The sequence below is a fragment of the Nocardioides sp. genome (assembly GCF_035576065.1).
GTDB lineage: Bacteria > Actinomycetota > Actinomycetes > Propionibacteriales > Nocardioidaceae > Nocardioides.
In genome coordinates this window covers 119,832-136,693 of the sequence record NZ_DATLWX010000042.1, presented here as the reverse complement: position 1 = coordinate 136,693, position 16,862 = coordinate 119,832, and the positions used below count along the sequence as shown (strand labels likewise).

Genomic DNA, 16,862 nt, shown 5'->3' with positions numbered 1-16,862 from the left:
TCCTTCACTGGTCGGAGCCGGCCGGAGAGGTGTGGCCGACGAGGGTGAGGAAGATGTCCTCGAGAGTGGGCTGTTTCTGGACGTACTCCACCTTCGCTGGGGGTAGCAGTGCCTTGAGCTCGTCCAGGGTTCCGTCGACGATGATGCTGCCCTCGTGCAGGATCGCGATCGCGTCGGCGAGCTCCTCGGCCTCGTCGAGGTGTTGGGTGGTGAGCAGCAGGGTGGTGCCCTGTCTGGCGAGCTCGCGCACCGTCCTCCACACCTCGAGCCGCGACTGGGGGTCGAGCCCGGTCGTTGGCTCGTCCAGGAACAACACACGTGGATTGCCGACCAGGCTCATCGCGATGTCGAGGCGGCGGCGCATGCCGCCGGAGTACGTGGCCACCCTCCGCGCGCCGGCCTCGGTCAGGTCGAACCGGGCCAGCAGGTCCTCAGCAATCCCTCCCGGGTCCGCCACGTGCCGCAGCTGGGCGACAAGGACGAGGTTCTCCCTACCAGTGAGGACCTCGTCGACGGCTGCGAACTGGCCGGTGAGGCTGATCGACTCGCGGACCCGGGCGGGCTCGGTGGATACGTCGCGTCCGCAGACACGCGCCTCACCGCCGTCAGCGAGCAGGAGGGTGGACAGGATCCTCACCAGCGTCGTCTTGCCGGCACCATTGGAGCCGAGCAGCGCGTGAATGGTGCCCTCGCGCACCCTCAGGTCGACGCCCTTGAGCACGGCGTTGTCGCCGAAGGATTTCGTCAGTCCGGTGATCTCGATGGCTGTGTTGGTGGTCATGCCGCGAGTCTGCTGCCCTGACGCAGCGTCAAGGTCAAGGTCAGAGGGACTTTCCAGCGCAGAGCCGGAGCGATCAGACCCGGCGCCGTCTACCAGTCCAGGTGCTGGGCGTCCTTGACCAGGACCGGACTGTTCTGTTGCTGCAGTTCGGTTGGGAGGGCGTTCTCACGCAAGCTCACAAAAGTCAGCCCGACGCGCTCTTCGAGGAAGTTCAGCGGCACGAGGTAGGTGTCGAAGTCGTCGAGGAAGGCACGCTCATCGATGCGATCGAGGTCCTGGGACAAGACGAAGCACTTGAATCGCAGCTGTCCGTCCATCCGGTAGAGCACGATCTTCCAGTGCTCGCGCGGCAGCTGGACGATGCTGCGGTACAACGGGTCGTCGTCGCGGAGCACTGGCCCCGCCAGCAGGGAGAGCCGCCGGTCCTCCAGCCCCTCCTGGGCGAGGACGGCGTTCTCCAACAGGCCCCAGCTGCCGCCTCGGCCCGATTGGTTGAAGTTGTCGACCTGCGGGGTGATGTTGGTGAAGAAGAACGAGTCAGAGTTCGCCGTACGCGCCTCGTCGAGGGTTCCCCAGAGCAGGTCCGATCGTCGAGCGATGTGACCTCGGTCGAGTCGGTTGCCGTCGTAGGCGTCGTTGAGGGTCTGTGCGGTGGTGGGGATGCGGGGGTCGGCGCGAAAGCTCTCACCCGAGCGGCTGATGCTGTCGCTGGGGAAGAGCCGTAGCCCGTCGATGTTCCAGGCCACCCACGATGCGAGGCGGCGGGAGGGGTGCATGCGGACGGTGAAGTGCATGTAGTCGAGCTCCGTGCCACCAGCGTCGGGGGCATGTGGGGGCAGAAGGGTGGTCTCAAGGAAATCGGCGTCGTAACCGAGGTCGGCCATGCGTCCAGTGTCCCGCAGGATGCGCGCCGACGGGGCGCGCCCAGCATGAGGAATCGATCCCGGCCTGGACGGCCGTGTCGACGTGGGGGCAGGGGTGCCGGTTTTCCTGTCTGCGTCGCGTGAGCGCGGCGCTGGCGGGAGCAAAGCCGGTGCTGCGGTCGTGTCGGTGGTTGATGACAGCATCGCTGCATGACTCACCTTGCATTGATCATCCGACACCAGACACGACCCGGCCTCAGGGACGACGTTCGCAGAGTCTGGGAGGCCCACCTGGCGCCTGCCGTGGACGCCAACCCCGGTCACCTCGCCTACTTCTACTGTTTCGACGACAACGATCCGGACGCGATCAGCGCCTTCCAGGTCTACGACAGCATCGAGTCGTCGCAGCAGTTCCTGGAGACCGACGCCTACGCCGGCTACCTGCGCGACGTCGAGCCGCTGCTGTCCGGGCCACCGCAGGTCACTTCGCTCACGCCTGTCTGGGCCAAGCAGTCCTAGCGACCTGCCCGCGTCGTGACCGCCCCACCGGGGCATCTCGCGGATGGGTAGCGCGTGACCACGAGCTCGCCGCGGCCACAACAAGCCCATGGGCGATCGGTCGCGCGTGTGCATGAACTCCGAACGCGCGTCACTTCAGTAGCGCAGACGAGCCGGTTGCGACGTACGACGTGCTGACCCTGGTGGCGAAGACCCGGTCAGCTCCCTAGTCCTCGCACCCGTCCTCCCGCTCGAACAGGGCTTCGGCCGAGCAGCACGCGTCGCCGTTCCAGGCGTTGATGCCTTCGCGTACGGCGAGGGCAGCGATCACCAGGGCGGCAACCGGGTCCGCCCACCACCAGCCGAGGAGGCTGTTGGCCGCGAGGCCGAGCAGGAGGACCGCGGACATGTAGGAGCAGAGCAGGGTCTGCTTGGCGTCGGCGACGGCCGAGTGCGACCCAATCTCCTCGCCGGTGCGTCGCTGGAGCAGCGAGACGGTCGGCATGATCACCAGGCTGAGGCTGGCGATGACGATGCCGAGGGTGGAGTGAGCGGGCGCCTGCTGGCTGATGAGGCTGGCGAGGGCGTCGTAGACCACGAAGGTCGCCAGGCCGAAGAACGACAGGGCGATGATCCGCAGGGCTGTCTTCTCGCGCTCAGCGGGACGTGGTGCGGCGAACTGCCAGGCCACGGCCAGCGCGGAGGAGACCTCGACGACCGAGCCGAGCCCGAATCCGATCAACGCGCTTGAGTTGGCCACGGTTCCCGCGAAGAGCGCAGCGGCGGCCTCGATGAGGTTGTAGGAGATGGTGAAGGCGACCAGGAACCGGACGCGCCGGTTGAGCGCGGAGCGACGCTGCGCCGAGACGATCGGGTGCGCGTGAGGGGACGTGGTCATCTCAGCTGACCTGCGCGTGGGCGTCGGCGGCACAGGCCTCCGGGTCGGTGACCAGGACGACCTCGTGGAGGTCGAGGAGAGCGTGCCCGATGCGTGGGTCAGCGAGCTCGTAGCGGCTCCGGCGGCCCTCCGGGACAGTGACGACCAGCCCGCACCCGCGCAGGCAGGCGAGGTGGTTGGACATCGACTGCCGGGTGACCCCGAGGTCATCGGCCAGATCAGCCGGGTACGCCGACGCCTCGCGCAGCGTCATCAGGATGCGCGCCCGCGTCGGGTCGGACAGGGCGTGCCCGAAGCGGGCCAGTGCGTCGAGCGAGTCGGCCGTGGTGTTCATGTGGACAACAGTACATCAATTGATGTATTCAGTCCAGCGTGAACCAATGCCAGCTCACCTTCACCATGGGACGTCGATCAATGGGCACTCCCCCAGGTCAATTGACCATGGGAAGTGCACCATTCGTCGACATACCGTGATGAACAGACGGGGTCGGCGCTGATGTTGAGACGGTACGGCGACGGAACCGGGTGAGGATCCACCCGTGGGCCCGGTGCGCGACGAGTCCTACGGCCAGCGAGGCCAGGACGGCTGCGACCGGGTGCCCGGCTGCCTCGAGCCCGGGATAGACCTGCCAGTGGGTGAGGTAGATCCACAGCGACGCCCCCGCGAGCAGGTGCAGGGCCCGGGACAGCACGCGAGGGAGCGGGATGCTCCTGGGCACCAGGAGCAGCAGCATGCCGAGCACGACGGCGGCATAGCGCGCGGGATCGTCGGAGAAGTAGCCCCAGGTGCCGAGCAGCGCCGCCGCCGCGACCAGGCAGCGGTGCGCCGGGGTGCGGGCATCGGCCGCCGCCCACCCGATGGCAATGCACCAGAAGGCGCCCAGCAGCGTGTACTTCTGCGTGCCGCCGGCACTCAGGCCGACGCTGGCGTAGCGAGCGGCCAGGGCGCACCCGAGGACGACGAGCGCGACAGCGAACGGGCGTTGTCGTAGTGCCCGGTCGACGACCGGCACCAGGACCAGCGCGGCGAGGCCGAGGTTGGACCAGACGACCACCTCGAGGAACCAGAACTGCCAGTCGGCGCTCCACGCCGACGCACCCACCGCCTGGTTGAGGAGCACCGCTGTCGCGGGCCGGTAGTCGCCGGTGACGACCCCCGTCGCGGCGATCCACAGCGCCGCGGGGATGGCGAAGCCTGCCGTGCACGTCACGATCCGCCGGGCACGCTGGGTCCGCCCGGCTGTGTGGAGCGAGAACCGGGCCAGGTTGAAGCCGACCACGGCCAGGAGCACGTGGGCCCCGCCCATGACCATGAGCAGGTCGGCGTGGGAGACCACGATCGCGACGATGGCCAGCGCTCGCAGGACCACGGCGGGTTCGGTGGCCAGGACGTGGCGCGAGCCTTGGCGCGCCGTCGCAGCGAGCTGGCGCGGTGTGAGCCTCGGCCAGTCAGCCGGGAGGTGGCCGAGCCGGTGGGCGAGCTGGGTGGAGACCTCGACGAAGGACAACGAGTCCCCGCCGAGGTCGGCAAAGGTGTGGTCGAGGTCCGCGTCGGGGCGACCCAGGACCACCGCGAACAGGTCGCGCAACGCCTCCGCGCTGGCACCGTCAGCGACGGCCACTTCGTCGAGGGTCGTGGTGCCGCTGGCAGCCGCGTGGGCGGCCAGGAGCGCGTAGTCGGTCTTGCCCCGGCTGTTCGTCGGCAGCGCCTCGATCTCGTGCACCCGCACGAGGTGGGGCGGAAGCCCGGACAGTGCAGCGAGGTCACGGCGTACGCGCGCGGTCATCCGCGGCGCCGTGACGAAGCCGTGCACCACGTCGGCGTCGACGACCAGGGCCGTCGCCACGGGCATCCGGGCCTCGAGTCGCGCGAGGTCGAGCCGGAGTCCCAGGACCTTGGCATGCCGGTCGAGGCGCCCGCAGATCTCCCAGAGCCCGTCGTCGGTCTGGCGTGCCAGGTCTCCCGTGTGCAGGGCCGTCGTCTCGGCGCCGCGCGCCAGGTCCGCTGCAGTGTGCGCGTAGCCCATCATCACGTTGGGCCCGGTGTAGACGAGCTCGCCGGCACCCTCGGGCGCTCCCGGGACCTGCGCCAGCCGGAAGTCGCCACCCGGCACGGGGATGCCGATCGCCTCGGGCCGGTCGTGCGCGAGGTGCGGCGGCAGGTAGGCCATCCTCGCCGTGGCCTCGGTCTGCCCGTACATCACGAACAGGTCGAAGCCCCACTCACGGCCGAGTGCCGCGAACCGTCGGACGCGAGCCGGGTCCATCCGCCCCCCGGCCTGGGTGAGGTAGCGCAGGGTCGGCAGCTCGGCCCCGGTGAAGCCCCGGCACTCCAGGAGCTCGAACGTGTAGGGGACGCCGGCGAAGCCGGTCGCACCTGCCGACCGCGCCAGGTCCCAGAAGCGATCGTCGGCGACGGACGCGTCGGTGAGCACCACCGTGGCGCCGGCGACGAGGTGGCTCGTCAGGACCGACAGCCCGTAGCAGTAGTGCAGCGGCAGGGACGTGACCGCTCTGTCGTCGCTCGTCAGACCGAGGTAGTCGGCGATGCTCTGCGCGTTGGCCCAGATGTTGTCGTGCGAGAGCCGCACGAGCTTGGGCGACCCGGTCGATCCGGAGGTCGACAGCAGCAGCGCGAGGTCGGGGTGCAGGTCGCGTGCATCGGCGTACGCCGCCTCGATCTCGGCCGACCTCGCCGGGTTTCCGGCCTCGACGACGACCACGGGGTGACGGGCGCTGAGCGAGCCGAGCAGGGCAACCACCGAGTCGATGTCGTTGCGCATCTCCAGCAACCGCACCTGCCGCTGGCCGAGCCGATCCAACCGCTCCGCCTCGTGGCGGATCGCAGCGGCGAGGCCGGCGTAGGTCAGGGACCGGCCCGCCTGGACCAGGGCGACGTCCTCGGCCGCCCCGGCGAAGGGCAGCAGCTGGTGGACGGAGTCGGGCACCATCGTCACGGCGTCGCCTCCCAGACCTTCGACCCCGCGCCAGCGGGCAGCTCCGTCTCGGCGGTGCGGGTCGGAGCTGTCGAGAACGCGACCACCTCGCCCAGCACCTCGACCCGGACACGCACACCGGCCTCGGGCACACCGGTCGCGGGGATCCGCGCCGCGATCCGCTCACCGCCGTGGAGGCGAACAGTGGCGGCCGCGTCATGGCCGTAGAAGCTGACGTCCTCGACGACTCCCTCCACCCCCAGCCCACCGGCGCGGTGGACCTGCACCTGCTCGGCGCGTACGGCGATCTGTACCGGGCCAGGCGCGACCGCCTTGCTCAGCGGCAGGGCACCGAGCGCGCACGTGGCTGCCGCGCGTGTGGTGGCGACGCCCGGGAGCAGGGTGGCGTGACCGATGAAGGAGGCGACCCGCGGGTCGGCCGGTGCGAGGTAGACCTGGGCCGGGGAGCTCACCTGGAGGAACCGACCTTCGATCATCACCGCGACCTGGTCGGCCAGCGACAACGCCTCCCCCTGGTCATGGGTGACGATCAGCGCGCTCGCACCCGCACTGCGCAGGGCGGCCACCACCGCTCGTCCGGTGCCCTCGCGCAGACCGGCATCCAGCGAGGAGAACGGCTCGTCGAGGAGCACCAGGGCCGGACGGGGTGCCAGCGCGCGAGCCAGCGCGACGCGCTGCTGCTGTCCCCCGGACAGGTCACGGGGATAGCGGTCCAGCAGCTCGACGGGCAGGTCGACCATGGCCAGCAGCTCGCGGGCACGCTCCAGGCTGCGCCGCTCGCCACGCGGCAGCCCGAAGGCCACGTTGGCGGCCACGGACAGGTGCGGGAACAGGGCACCCTCCTGCGGCACGAAGCCCAGGCCGCGGCTGCGCGCGGGGATCGCGCGGCCCGGGCCGGCCACGTCGCGGCCCGCGATCGAGATCGTGCCCGAGTCGGGCGCGTGGAAGCCGGCGATCGTCCTGAGCAGGGTGGTCTTGCCGCAACCGGAGGGTCCGACGACGGCGGTCACGCCACCTGCGACCGTGAGGTCGATGCCGCGCAGGACCGGGCGTCCGGGATAGCCGACCGTGAGGCCGCGCACCTCCAGAGCCGCAGTCACCGAGCCCCCTCGATCCGGTCGCCGGGGGTGCTCAGTCGCCCCAGGAGCCAGGTCGCCGGGACCGAGAGAATGACCAGGGCGAGGGCGTACGGCGCAGCGGCGCCGTACGCCACCGAGGACGCCTCGGACCAGAACTTCGTGGCCAGGGTGTCGGTGCCCGTCGGCGCGAGGAGGAGGGTCGCGGTGAGCTCGGTCGACACGGCCAGCGCCACCAGCGCCGTCGCGGCCGCCAGACCCGGCAGCGCCAACGGGAGCGTGACCCGCCGCATCACCTCGGATCCGCGGCAACCGAGGCTGCGGGCGACGTCGTCGAGCGAGGCCGGGATGAGCTCGACGGTCCCGCGGAGGCTCACCACCGCGCGCGGCAGGAACAGCACGGTGTAGCCGACCAGCAGGACCACCACGGTCTGGTAGAGGCTCGGCACCACGCGGATCGAGATGGTGACGAGCGCCAGCCCGATGACGATGCCGGGCATGGCACTGGCGGTGTAGACGCTCCGCTCCACGAACGTGCTCAGCGCACTGCGGTGGCGCACGGCCAGCCAGACGACCGGCACCGCGGTGACCGTGGCCAACAGGCCGCCGGCTGCTCCGAGCCCGAGGGTGGTGCCGATCGCTCCGCTCAGCTCCGCGACGTCGATCCCGGCCGAGGTGCCCTTGACCAGCCACCGCACGAGACTGACGAGCGGCACTGCCAGCGACCACACGGCCAGCAGGCCGAGACCGAGGGCGACGGTGTGGCGGTGCCGGCCCAGCGGCATCCGCACCGCTGCCCGACTCGTCCCGGAGCCGACGCGCGCCAGCGGCCGACGACCCCGCAGGACGTGCTCGACCAGCAGCAGGAGCAGGCAGAAGAGCACGAGCACCAGGGCCAGCAGCGTGGCAGCGGGGCCGTTGAACACGGTGGCGTACTGCTGCAGGATCGCCGTCGTCAGGGTCGGGTAGTTGAGGAGCTGCAGGGCGCCGTACTCCGCGAGCAGGTGCAGCCCCACCAGCAGCGCGCCACCGAGGACGGCAGGACTGATGGCGGGCAGGGTGACCCACCAGAACACCCGCCACGGTCCGTGACCCAAGGACGTCGCCACCTCCTCGACCGCCGGGTCGAGTCGACGCATGGCCGCCACGGTGGGCAGGTAGACGAAGGGGAAGTAGGACAGGGTCGTCACCATGACCGCACCGCTGAAGGACTGGACGGCGTGGGTGGTGGAGACCCAGCCGTAGCCGTTGACGAAGGCCGGCACGGCCAGGGGCGCGCACATGAGGGCGTGCCACCAGCCGCGTCCCCGGAGGTCGGTACGCTCCACGACCCAGGCGCCAGCCAGGCCGATCAGCAGGCAGCACGTGACGCCCGCGACCAGCAGGCGCACGGTGTTCCACAGGAGCTCACCGACCCGTGGTCGCCAGAGGAATGCAGCGGCCTCGCCGACACCCAGCTGGGCCGTGGTGACGAGGACGTAGCCGAGGGGCATCAGGGACATCGCAGCGATGAGGCACCCCGCCCAGAGCAGAGCGGTCGGCGCCGGACCCGCCGAGCCACGACCTCGTGACCTGCGGGGCGGCGCGGGTGCTTCGACGATGCTCAGAGGAAGCCGATCTCGGTCATCAGCTCCACCACGCGCTCCGCATCGAGGTCGGAGACGTTGACCTCGGGCGGCTGCAGCTCGCTGAACGGCTTGACCGGCGGGTCGAGCTGGATCGCGGGGTTGAGCGGGTATTCGAGGGCGTAGCTGTCGGCCAGCACCTGCTGGCCCTCTTCGTTGACGAGGAACTCGATGAACTCGCGGGCCTCGGACTTCATGTCGCTGGAGGCAAGGATCCCCGCTCCGGACACGCTCACGAACGAGCCCGGGTCCTGGTCACCGAAGTAGTACTGCTCGCTGGTGTCGCTGACGTCGCCGTTCTCGGCGCGGTCGCGCTCCCAGTAGTAGTGGTAGACGATGCCGACCTCGGACTCCCCCGAGTCGACGGCCTCCAGCACGACGTTGTTGCCGTCGTAGATGGTGCCGTTGGCCTTGAGTCCCTCGAGCCAGGCGCGGGTGGCGTCCTCCCCCTCGAGCTCGAGCACCGCTGCGACGATGGCCTGGAAGTCGGCGCCGGTGGGCGAGAACGAGATGCGTCCGGCCCACTCCGGTTCGGCGAGGTCGAGGATCGAGGCCGGCAGCTCGGAGGCCTGCACCTGGTCGGTGTTGTAGACCAGCACGGTCGATCGGGCGACGAAGCCCGTCCAGAGACCGCTGCGCGGGCGGAACATCTCGGGGATCGGCTCGACCAGGTCGGCCGGCAGCGGATCGAAGAGACCGGCGGCCTCCACCTGCGACATCGCGGGAGAGTTCTCGGTCAGAAAGACGTCGGCGGGCGAGGCATCGCCCTCCTGCACGAGCTGGTTGGACATCTCGAGGTCCTTGCCGTTGCGCAGCTCGACCTCGATGCCGGTGGCCTCGGTGAAGGCAGGCGCCAGCTCCTCCAGAAGCGGCTCGTGCTGGGCGTTGTAGACGACCAGCTTCGGCTCGTCGGAGCCGCAGCCCGCGGTGAGCAGACCGAGCAGGAGAACACCCGCGAGAGCAGGGACGTGCTTCATGGACAGCCTTCCGTAGTTAGGTCAGCCTAACCATAGAACAAGATGCGACGATCGCACTCCTCAGGACGTCAGGGACGATGGTGATGTGGACCTCACCTCACACCTTCGCCGGCTGCCGGCGACCCCGCGCATCGTCGTCAGCGGCAACCACGCCACCCCGTGGCACACGCTGCGCCTCGTCGACGCGGCCCTGCCCGAATACCGCCTGTGGGCCCTGAACGGCCAACCCGGTCTGCCCGATCGCGACGGCGTGCTGCTGGAGACGTCCTTCGTCGGACCGGGGGTGCGGCGCAGCCCGCGGTTGAGCTACGTGCCCTCCCGGCTCTCGCTGGTGCCCACGCTGTTCGCGTCGGTCATGCCTCCGGACGCGGTGGTCGTCCACACGACGCGGCCGCGCCAGGGCAAGGTGTCACTGGGGACCGAGGTCAACGTGCTGCCCGCCGCGATCGAGGCGGTCCGTCGCCGTGGCGGTGTGGTGATCGCCCAGGTCAACGACCGCATGCCATGGACGTACGGCGACGCGGAGCTCGACGTGGCGCTGCTGGACGTGATGGTGGAGGCCGACGAACCACTGACGTTCGCGCCCCCGTCCCGCGTGGACGACGAGTCCGCCCGGATCGGTGGCCTCGTCGCTGCGCGCGTGGTCGACGGCGCGACCCTGCAGGCCGGCATCGGCGCCGTACCGGACGCGACCATGCACGGCCTCGCCGGCCGACGGGGCCTGCGGATCTGGACCGAGATGTTCTCCGACTCGGTGCTCGCGCTCGAGCGCGCGGGCTCGCTCGACACCAGCGCTCCGATCATCGCCTCGTTCCTCTTCGGCTCCGAGGAGCTGCTCGACTGGGCTGACGGCAACGAACGCGTCCAGATGACCCGCACGGAGGTCACCAACGATCCCGGCCGGATCGCTCGCAACCAGTCCATGGTCAGTGTGAACACCGCCCTGCAGGTGGACCTCTTCGGGCAGGCCAACGCCTCGCGGATCCGCGCCCGGATCCACTCGGGGTTCGGCGGCCAGACCGACTTCATCGTGGGCGCCCTCCACAGCCCGGGCGGCCAGGCGATCATCGCGCTGCGCTCCTGGCACCCCAAGGCGGACGTCTCGACGATCGTGCCGCTGGTCGACGAGCCGGTCACCTCGTTCCAGATGAGCGCCGTCGTCACCGAGCAGGGCGTCGCCCAGGTCTTCGGTCTCGACCAGACCGAGCAGGCACGCCAGCTCATCGAGAACGCCGCTCACCCGAGCGTGCGTGAGGAGCTCCGCGAGGAAGCCGTTGAGCTCGGCCTGGCACCACGGGCGGCGAGGGACCAAGGTCCCACGACCTGAGGTCCACTTGCCCTGCGTCCCGGCGCTCCGGCGGCACACCATGGAGTGCAGAGCATCACCCGCACCCCACCAGGAGGTCGTCATCATGGCTGCCATTCACACCCCCAACCAGGCCGGCGAGGTCGTCGCCACCGACGCCTCCGCCGCCCCCACCACGTCCACCCCGATGGACAAGGCGATCGCCGTCATGCGGCTCGCCTTCGGCATCACCTTCCTCTGGGCGTTCCTCGACAAGCTGCTCGCCCTCGGATTCCACACCGGCGCGGTCACCAACCCCGGGACCGGGGCTCGCGACAGCATCGACTTCTTCGCCAAGGACGCAGCCTGGATCAACGGCGGCAGCCCCACCGAAGGGTTCCTCACCTTCGGCGTCCCGGCGGACAACCCGTTCAAGGAAGTCTTCACCAGCATGGCTGGCCAGGGCTGGGTAGACGTTCTCTTCATGCTCGGCCTCCTCGGCATCGGCGTCGCGCTCCTCACCGGCGTCGCGATGCGGATCGGCACCGCCGCCGGCGCTCTCATGTACGCCTTCATGTACGCCGCCGTGCTGCCGCTGGAGAACAACCCGATCGTCGACGACCACCTGGTCGGCGTCATCGTGATGGCCGTCCTGGCACTGGCCTACGCCGGTCGCACCTGGGGCCTCGGCACCTGGTGGGAGTCGCAGGGCATCGTCAAGAGAAACCCGGTGCTTCGCTGACCGAACCGGCCGCGCACAGCCGGACATAGCAACGGGCCACCCGCTCCTCCGAGCGGGTGGCCCGTTGTCGGCGTTGAGCCGTCGCGACGGAGCGGCGTGGTCAGTCGAGGACGGCGTCGATCGTCTTCTTGAGGGCGCTCGGCTGCGAGGGCCGCGTGGGCGCCGTCTTCTTCGCCTCGAGCATCTCCTCGCCGATCTCCTGCAGCTGGTTGCGACCGAGGCTCTCCCGCACCTTCGGGAACCACTCGTCCTCCTCCTCGTCGATGTGGTGCTCGACGTTCTCGATGAGGACGGTGGTCTTGGCGTCGAAGCGCTCGTCGCTGGGGCTCATGGTGGAGAGCTCCATGATGAGGACGTCCGCGACGTGGTGCTCCTCGTACGACTCGAGGATGTCGTCCTCGAGGTCGGGAAGCAGCGCACGGACCCGCGGATACATGACCTCGTTCTCGATGTAGGTGTGCTGGGTGAGGAGCTCGATCATCTTGTCGACGAGCTTGCCCTTGCGCACCTCCGCGTTCTCACCCGCGCCCTCGAAGTCGCGGAAGACCCTCTTGATCTCCTGGTGGTCTTCCTTGAGCAGGACGATGGCGTCGTTGGACATGGATGCCTCCTGGGCGTTCGTGGACGTGGCCGGGCACCGTGATGCGTGCCCATCGGCACGAAACTACGCGCCACGCCGCCCTGCCCGACATACCCTTTTGGCCGGTCTGTCGGCCGCCGGTCAGCGCGTGGTCTTGTCGGCGTACATCGCAGCGTCAGCAGCCGCTACCAGCGACGGTCCGTCGCGACCGTCCGAGATCGCGGCGCCGACCGAGGCTCGTACGTCGACAGCCGTCCCCTGCCAGTCCAGCGAGAACGACAGGGCATCGCGGACGCGCGCCACGAGTGCCTCTGCCGAGTCGCGCGGGACGCGCGCCGCCACGAGGAACTCGTCGCCACCCAGCCTGGCAACCAGGTCGTGGGGACGAGCCGTGGCGAGCAGACGGTGCCCCACCTGCACCAGCACCGCGTCACCGGCAACGTGCCCGAGTGAGTCATTGATCTTCTTGAAGTTGTCGAGGTCGGCAAAGGCGGCAACGACCACCTCGTCCGGGGAGAGGGCAGGCAGCTGCGCGGCGAGCCAGGGATCCACAACCCTGCGAGACGCGCACTGGGTGAGCGGATCGGTGGCGGCCTCGACGCGGGCTCGCTTCACGGCTTCTTCGCGCTCCACCTCAGCACCGATGAGACGTGCGAAGAGACGCATCGTCGGCAGGTGGGACTCGACGTCGTCCGCTGCGACGGAGTCGGCCGCACACAGCGTGCCCCAGACCTGCCCGCCCGGCGTGGAGACAGGGACCGAGACGTACACCTGGATGCCCAGGACGCGGGCAGCGTCGCTGTCACCCCAGATCGACGGGACGTCGGTCGTGCACGCACGGTCCTCGTCGAGAGCACGCTTGCAGAGCGTGTCCCCCCAAGGCACGTGCAATCCCTCCGGGATCTCGAAGCCGTCACGGGCGTTTCGCGCGTAGCGGATCTCTTGCACGTCGTCCTCCTCGTGCACGACCGTGAGGTACGCCGAGGCCAGACCGGTGATGTCCTGCAACGCCTCCAGCAGCGGGCGACTGAGCCGCTCGACGTCATGAGCGCCCTCGAGAACAGCTGCGATCGCGGCCAGCCCCGAGGGCGCCGAGGGCGGCGTGGGGGGGTCGTCGAGAGCGCGCACCAAGGGTGCGACGACCTCGGCGAGGCCGGTCAACATGTCGCGGTCGCGAGAGTTGAGCGAAGGGTGCGGCTGGTGGCCCAAGGCGCACAGCGCCCCGAACACGCTCCCGTCCTCGTCGCTGAGCGGCACTCCGGCATACGACACGATCGAGAACGCCTTGGTCGACGGGAGGGCCTGAAGCGCGGCATCTTCACGTGCGTCGTCGACCAGCAGCGAACCGTCATCCATGACGCGTCCGCACCATGTCGCGTCCACCGGCTCGGTGAGGCCGGCGGGACCGGCCGTGCCATCGGCGTGCACGGACTGCAGCACGGTGCGGTTGCCGGTGCCGTCGAGAACGCTGACGAACGCGACGTCCATGGCCAGCTGCTCACACGCCAAGGTGAGGAGCCGCTGCAGCGCGGCCTGGGGCTCGCCCTCGACGAGGCGGGCGAGCTCTTGGAGAGCTGGAACGGGGGGCATGTGGACACCTTGCGGCAGCGGGGGGAGCACGGCGAGTCTAGGCCGCGAATGCGTCGTGGCTACGGTGAACGCTCATTCCACCGGCAGCCGCAGCCGACAGCATCTGCCGGCGGCGGACCCGACCCCTGGCGAGGAGCATGAGACCCATGGGTGGACACCACTCGCGCCATACGGCCCCGGAGACACGCCAGATGCAGCGCCTCGCGCTGGTCGTCATCGCGCCGGTCGTCGTCCTGACCCTGGTAGCGCTGGTCTGGCTGTGGCCGTCCGCCGATGCTGTCACCGTCCCGGAGCAGGCCGCCATGACGCAGTACGCCGGTACCGTCACGGCGCTGGAGGCCGAGGAGTGCCTCGAGGAGCTGCCCGACGAGGTCAACGGCTGCGGCTCCGCCCGAGTCTCGCTCATCTCGGGCTCGGAGGAAGGGATCACCGTCGCGTTGCCCAACGGCGCGGGTGCCCCCGAGGTCGACGTCGGCGACGAGGTGGTGCTGATCAGGACCAGCAGCCCAGATGGGGACGTCTACTCCATCGTCGATCACCAGCGCAGCGACGGACTCTGGGTGCTCGCGGGCGCGTTCGCCCTCGCGCTCGTCGCGTTCGGCCGGTGGCGGGGGCTCACCGCCCTGGCCGGGCTGGCCACGACCTTCGCCCTGCTGCTCCTGTTCGTCGTCCCGGCGATCCTGGCCGGGGAGCCGCCCCTGCTGGTGGCGATCGTCGGATCGAGCGCCATCATGCTCACGGTTCTCTACCTCACCCACGGTTTCGCCCTCTCGACCACAGTGGCCGTGCTCGGCACCCTGGTCGCCCTGATCCTCACCGGCCTGCTGTCAGCCGCCACCGTCGCGGCGCTCCACCTCACGGGGGTCACCGACGACCTGTCCGCATCGGTCGGTATGTCGCAGGGCATCAACACCGAGGGCCTGCTGCTCGCCGGGATCGTCATCGGCTCCCTGGGCGTGCTCGACGACGTCACCGTCACCCAGGCCGCCACCGTGTCCGAGCTCGCCCGGGCCAACCCGTCCTACCGGTTCCTTGAGCTCTACCGTGCGGCGAGCCGGGTCGGACGGTCGCACATCGCCTCGGTGGTCAACACCATTATCCTCGCCTACGCCGGCTCGTCCCTGCCGCTGCTCATCCTCATCGTGGCCAACAACGACTCCCTCGGCGGCGTGGTGACCGACCAGATCGTGGCGCAGGAGATCGTGCGCAGCGTGGTTGCGACGCTGGGCCTGATCGCCGCGGTGCCGCTGACCACGGCGCTCGCGGCTCTCGCCCTGCGGACGGCACCGTCACCTCACCTCTGATCCGTGACGTGGGCCGCCGCCTCCGTCCGGTTGTGCACTCCCAGCTTGGCCAGGATGTGGCTGACGTGGTGGCCCGCCGTCTTCTCGGTGATCACCAGGGAGGACGCGATGCGGGCGTTCGAGAAGCCCTGGGCGACCAGCTCCAGCACCTCCTGCTCGCGGCGCGTGAGCGGACCGGCGCGATGGGACGCACCCGCGTCCGTTCCCGCCAGCTCGCGGAGCAAGGTGTCGACAACAGCGACGGACGGGGCGGCACCAAGCTGGCGGAAGACCACGAGAGCAGCCTGAGCCTCCTCGAGGGCCACGCCGCTCGCCGCATCGGTCGAGAGGGCCAGCGCCCGGGCGAGCTCGACGCGCGCCTCTCCAGCCTCGAGCGGCATGGCCAGGGCCTCGAATGCGGTCAGGGCGAGGCGTGCCTGCTCGACTGCCTCCTCGACGTCTCCTCGGGCCCGCGCGACGCGGGACGCAGCGAGCTGGCTACGAGCCTCCACCAGGCGGACCCCCGACTCCCTGCTGAGGCTGTCCAGGTCGCCGGCCGCCTCCTGCGCGCCCTCGAGGTCCGCCACGGCCAGCCGAGCGTCGACCAGGTCGGCCAGCAGCCGGGCCCTGACCACCACGCCTCCCGTGACATGTCGCAACGCGCGTTCGAGCAGCGCGACCGCAGCGGCCTCCCGACCCTGGGCCGCCCGGAGCATCGCCAGCACCCGCAACGCCGCCGGGTTCTCCTCCCGGCCGGCAAGCAGCACCTCGGCGTCGCCCAGCCGACCCTGTCTGACTCGCAGCTCGGCGAGCGACGCCACCGACGGCTGGGCCATCTCGGGCACGTATCTCGCGTGCGTCGCCAACGACGTCTCCAGCGCCTGCTCCGCCTCGAGCCAGTGGCCGGTCGCAAGGAGCACGTCTGCGTGCACCCCGCGGCAGGTCCCGAACAGCGGCGCGGTGTCGTGGCCTCGGGCGAACGCGTCGACCTGTTCGCACCACTCGGTGGCTCGCACCCAGTCGCCCGTGCTGGTGCTGGCGATGATCAGGTTGCAGTAGGCCTCGGCGAGCGTGTGGACGTTGCGCACCTGCCCACCCGCGGCACCGGCCAACGCCTCCTCCAGCAGCAGCAGCCCGTCCTCGGTGTGGCCGGCTTCCACCCGCGTGCGGCCCACCACGCTCAGGGCGAAGATCTCGAGGTCGCTCGCACGGACCCTGCGCCCGATCGCCACCGCGCGGAGCGCGTGTGCCGCGCGGTCGTCCGGGTCGACGACGTGCCGCGCCCGCTCCACGGCCGCCCAGCCGTGCCCCTCGCACTCAGCCACGCCCTCGAGCACTCGCTCCGCTCGAGCCAGCCAGCCTCGCGCTGCCGAGGCCCGACCGCCGAGCAGGTGCTGGTGGGAGACCCAGACAGCACAGCGTGCCGCGTCGTTGCAGCGACCCGCTCGCACGTAGAGCTCGAAGGCTGCCGCCTTGGAGGCAATGCCCCCAGCGATGTCGGCCAAGAACCAGAGCGCCTGACCGAGGCCTTCGCGGGCTTGCCCTTCGAAGGCGTGTTCCTCCAGGACCGACCCGGACTCACCCGCGGCGAGGACGGCTTCGAAGCAGCCCCGCGCCTCCGCCCACTGCGCCTGTTCCAGCGCGCGCCTGCCGGCCACGAGCTCGCCGGCCAAGGCTTCCATGGCGTGAGTCTAGGACGGGATGGGG

At 70.1% G+C, this 16,862-nt stretch carries 15 protein-coding genes; 4 read left to right on the top strand and 11 right to left on the bottom strand.

Translation table 11 applies throughout. The features are described 5' to 3' along the window. Positions 1-4: 4 nt before the first annotated feature. Together VNJ48_RS18815 and VNJ48_RS18810 are read right to left on the bottom strand one after the other, a co-directional pair. Positions 5-781 carry an ABC transporter ATP-binding protein gene (locus tag VNJ48_RS18815; protein ID WP_325604942.1) on the bottom strand — a complete coding sequence of 259 codons (777 nt, stop codon included), beginning with the start codon at positions 779-781 and terminating at the stop codon, positions 5-7. An 89-nt stretch (positions 782-870) separates the two neighbouring features. Beyond that, the gene (locus tag VNJ48_RS18810) at positions 871-1,665 is read right to left on the bottom strand and encodes a DNA/RNA non-specific endonuclease (RefSeq protein ID WP_325604940.1); all 795 of its coding nucleotides are present in this window, start codon (positions 1,663-1,665) and stop codon (positions 871-873) included. Positions 1,666-1,854: 189 nt separating this feature from the next. Between VNJ48_RS18810 and VNJ48_RS18805 the strand changes: the two genes are divergently transcribed. Next, entirely contained in the window at positions 1,855-2,163 is a 309-nt protein-coding gene (locus tag VNJ48_RS18805; RefSeq protein WP_325604938.1) for a putative quinol monooxygenase, read from the top strand. Between the two features lie 205 nt (positions 2,164-2,368). On the opposite strand, the gene VNJ48_RS18800 is transcribed toward VNJ48_RS18805, so the two are convergent. The 6 genes from VNJ48_RS18800 to VNJ48_RS18775 all read right to left on the bottom strand — a co-directional run bounded on the left by VNJ48_RS18800 (position 2,369) and on the right by VNJ48_RS18775 (position 9,675). Further along, positions 2,369-3,040: a cation transporter gene (locus tag VNJ48_RS18800; protein ID WP_325604936.1), complete on the bottom strand. Its 672-nt coding sequence runs from the start codon at positions 3,038-3,040 to the stop codon at positions 2,369-2,371. Position 3,041: 1 nt separating this feature from the next. Continuing rightward, positions 3,042-3,374, bottom strand: a complete 333-nt coding sequence (locus VNJ48_RS18795) for a metalloregulator ArsR/SmtB family transcription factor (protein WP_325604934.1) — start codon at positions 3,372-3,374, stop codon at positions 3,042-3,044. A gap of 97 nt (positions 3,375-3,471) precedes the next feature. After that, positions 3,472-5,991 carry an AMP-binding protein gene (locus VNJ48_RS18790; RefSeq protein WP_325605055.1) on the bottom strand — a complete coding sequence of 840 codons (2,520 nt, stop codon included), beginning with the start codon at positions 5,989-5,991 and terminating at the stop codon, positions 3,472-3,474. A 2-nt stretch (positions 5,992-5,993) separates the two neighbouring features. Then, positions 5,994-7,097, bottom strand: coding sequence for an ABC transporter ATP-binding protein (locus tag VNJ48_RS18785; RefSeq protein ID WP_325604932.1), 1,104 nt, complete (start codon positions 7,095-7,097; stop codon positions 5,994-5,996). Beyond that, a complete protein-coding gene (locus tag VNJ48_RS18780; protein ID WP_325604930.1) occupies positions 7,094-8,575 on the bottom strand; it encodes an iron ABC transporter permease in 1,482 nt (493 codons plus the stop codon). Before VNJ48_RS18780 ends, VNJ48_RS18785 begins: the two co-directional genes overlap by 4 nt. Positions 8,576-8,676: 101 nt before the next feature. After that, positions 8,677-9,675 (bottom strand): iron ABC transporter substrate-binding protein, encoded by a 999-nt coding sequence (locus tag VNJ48_RS18775; protein WP_325604928.1) that lies wholly within the window; start codon positions 9,673-9,675, stop codon positions 8,677-8,679. A gap of 85 nt (positions 9,676-9,760) precedes the next feature. Here VNJ48_RS18775 and VNJ48_RS18770 point away from each other — a divergent pair, with 85 nt between their 5' ends. Both VNJ48_RS18770 and VNJ48_RS18765 read left to right on the top strand, forming a co-directional pair. Beyond that, a complete protein-coding gene (locus VNJ48_RS18770; RefSeq protein ID WP_325604926.1) occupies positions 9,761-11,002 on the top strand; it encodes an acetyl-CoA hydrolase/transferase family protein in 1,242 nt (413 codons plus the stop codon). Between the two features lie 85 nt (positions 11,003-11,087). Continuing rightward, on the top strand, positions 11,088-11,702 hold the full coding sequence (locus VNJ48_RS18765; protein ID WP_325604924.1) for a hypothetical protein: 615 nt from the start codon (positions 11,088-11,090) through the stop codon (positions 11,700-11,702). Between the two features lie 100 nt (positions 11,703-11,802). On the opposite strand, the gene VNJ48_RS18760 is transcribed toward VNJ48_RS18765, so the two are convergent. Together VNJ48_RS18760 and VNJ48_RS18755 are read right to left on the bottom strand one after the other, a co-directional pair. Continuing rightward, positions 11,803-12,303, bottom strand: a complete 501-nt coding sequence (locus VNJ48_RS18760; RefSeq protein ID WP_325604922.1) for a hemerythrin domain-containing protein — start codon at positions 12,301-12,303, stop codon at positions 11,803-11,805. A 120-nt stretch (positions 12,304-12,423) separates the two neighbouring features. Next, positions 12,424-13,872 carry a diguanylate cyclase domain-containing protein gene (locus VNJ48_RS18755; RefSeq protein ID WP_325604920.1) on the bottom strand — a complete coding sequence of 483 codons (1,449 nt, stop codon included), beginning with the start codon at positions 13,870-13,872 and terminating at the stop codon, positions 12,424-12,426. 146 nt (positions 13,873-14,018) lie between these two features. Here VNJ48_RS18755 and VNJ48_RS18750 point away from each other — a divergent pair, with 146 nt between their 5' ends. Then, positions 14,019-15,176 carry a YibE/F family protein gene (locus tag VNJ48_RS18750; protein WP_325604917.1) on the top strand — a complete coding sequence of 386 codons (1,158 nt, stop codon included), beginning with the start codon at positions 14,019-14,021 and terminating at the stop codon, positions 15,174-15,176. Here VNJ48_RS18750 and VNJ48_RS18745 read toward each other — a convergent pair. Then, positions 15,167-16,837, bottom strand: coding sequence for a LuxR C-terminal-related transcriptional regulator (locus VNJ48_RS18745; RefSeq protein ID WP_325604915.1), 1,671 nt, complete (start codon positions 16,835-16,837; stop codon positions 15,167-15,169). The two genes, VNJ48_RS18750 and VNJ48_RS18745, sit on opposite strands and share 10 nt — an antisense overlap. Between the last annotated feature and the right edge of the window lie 25 nt (positions 16,838-16,862).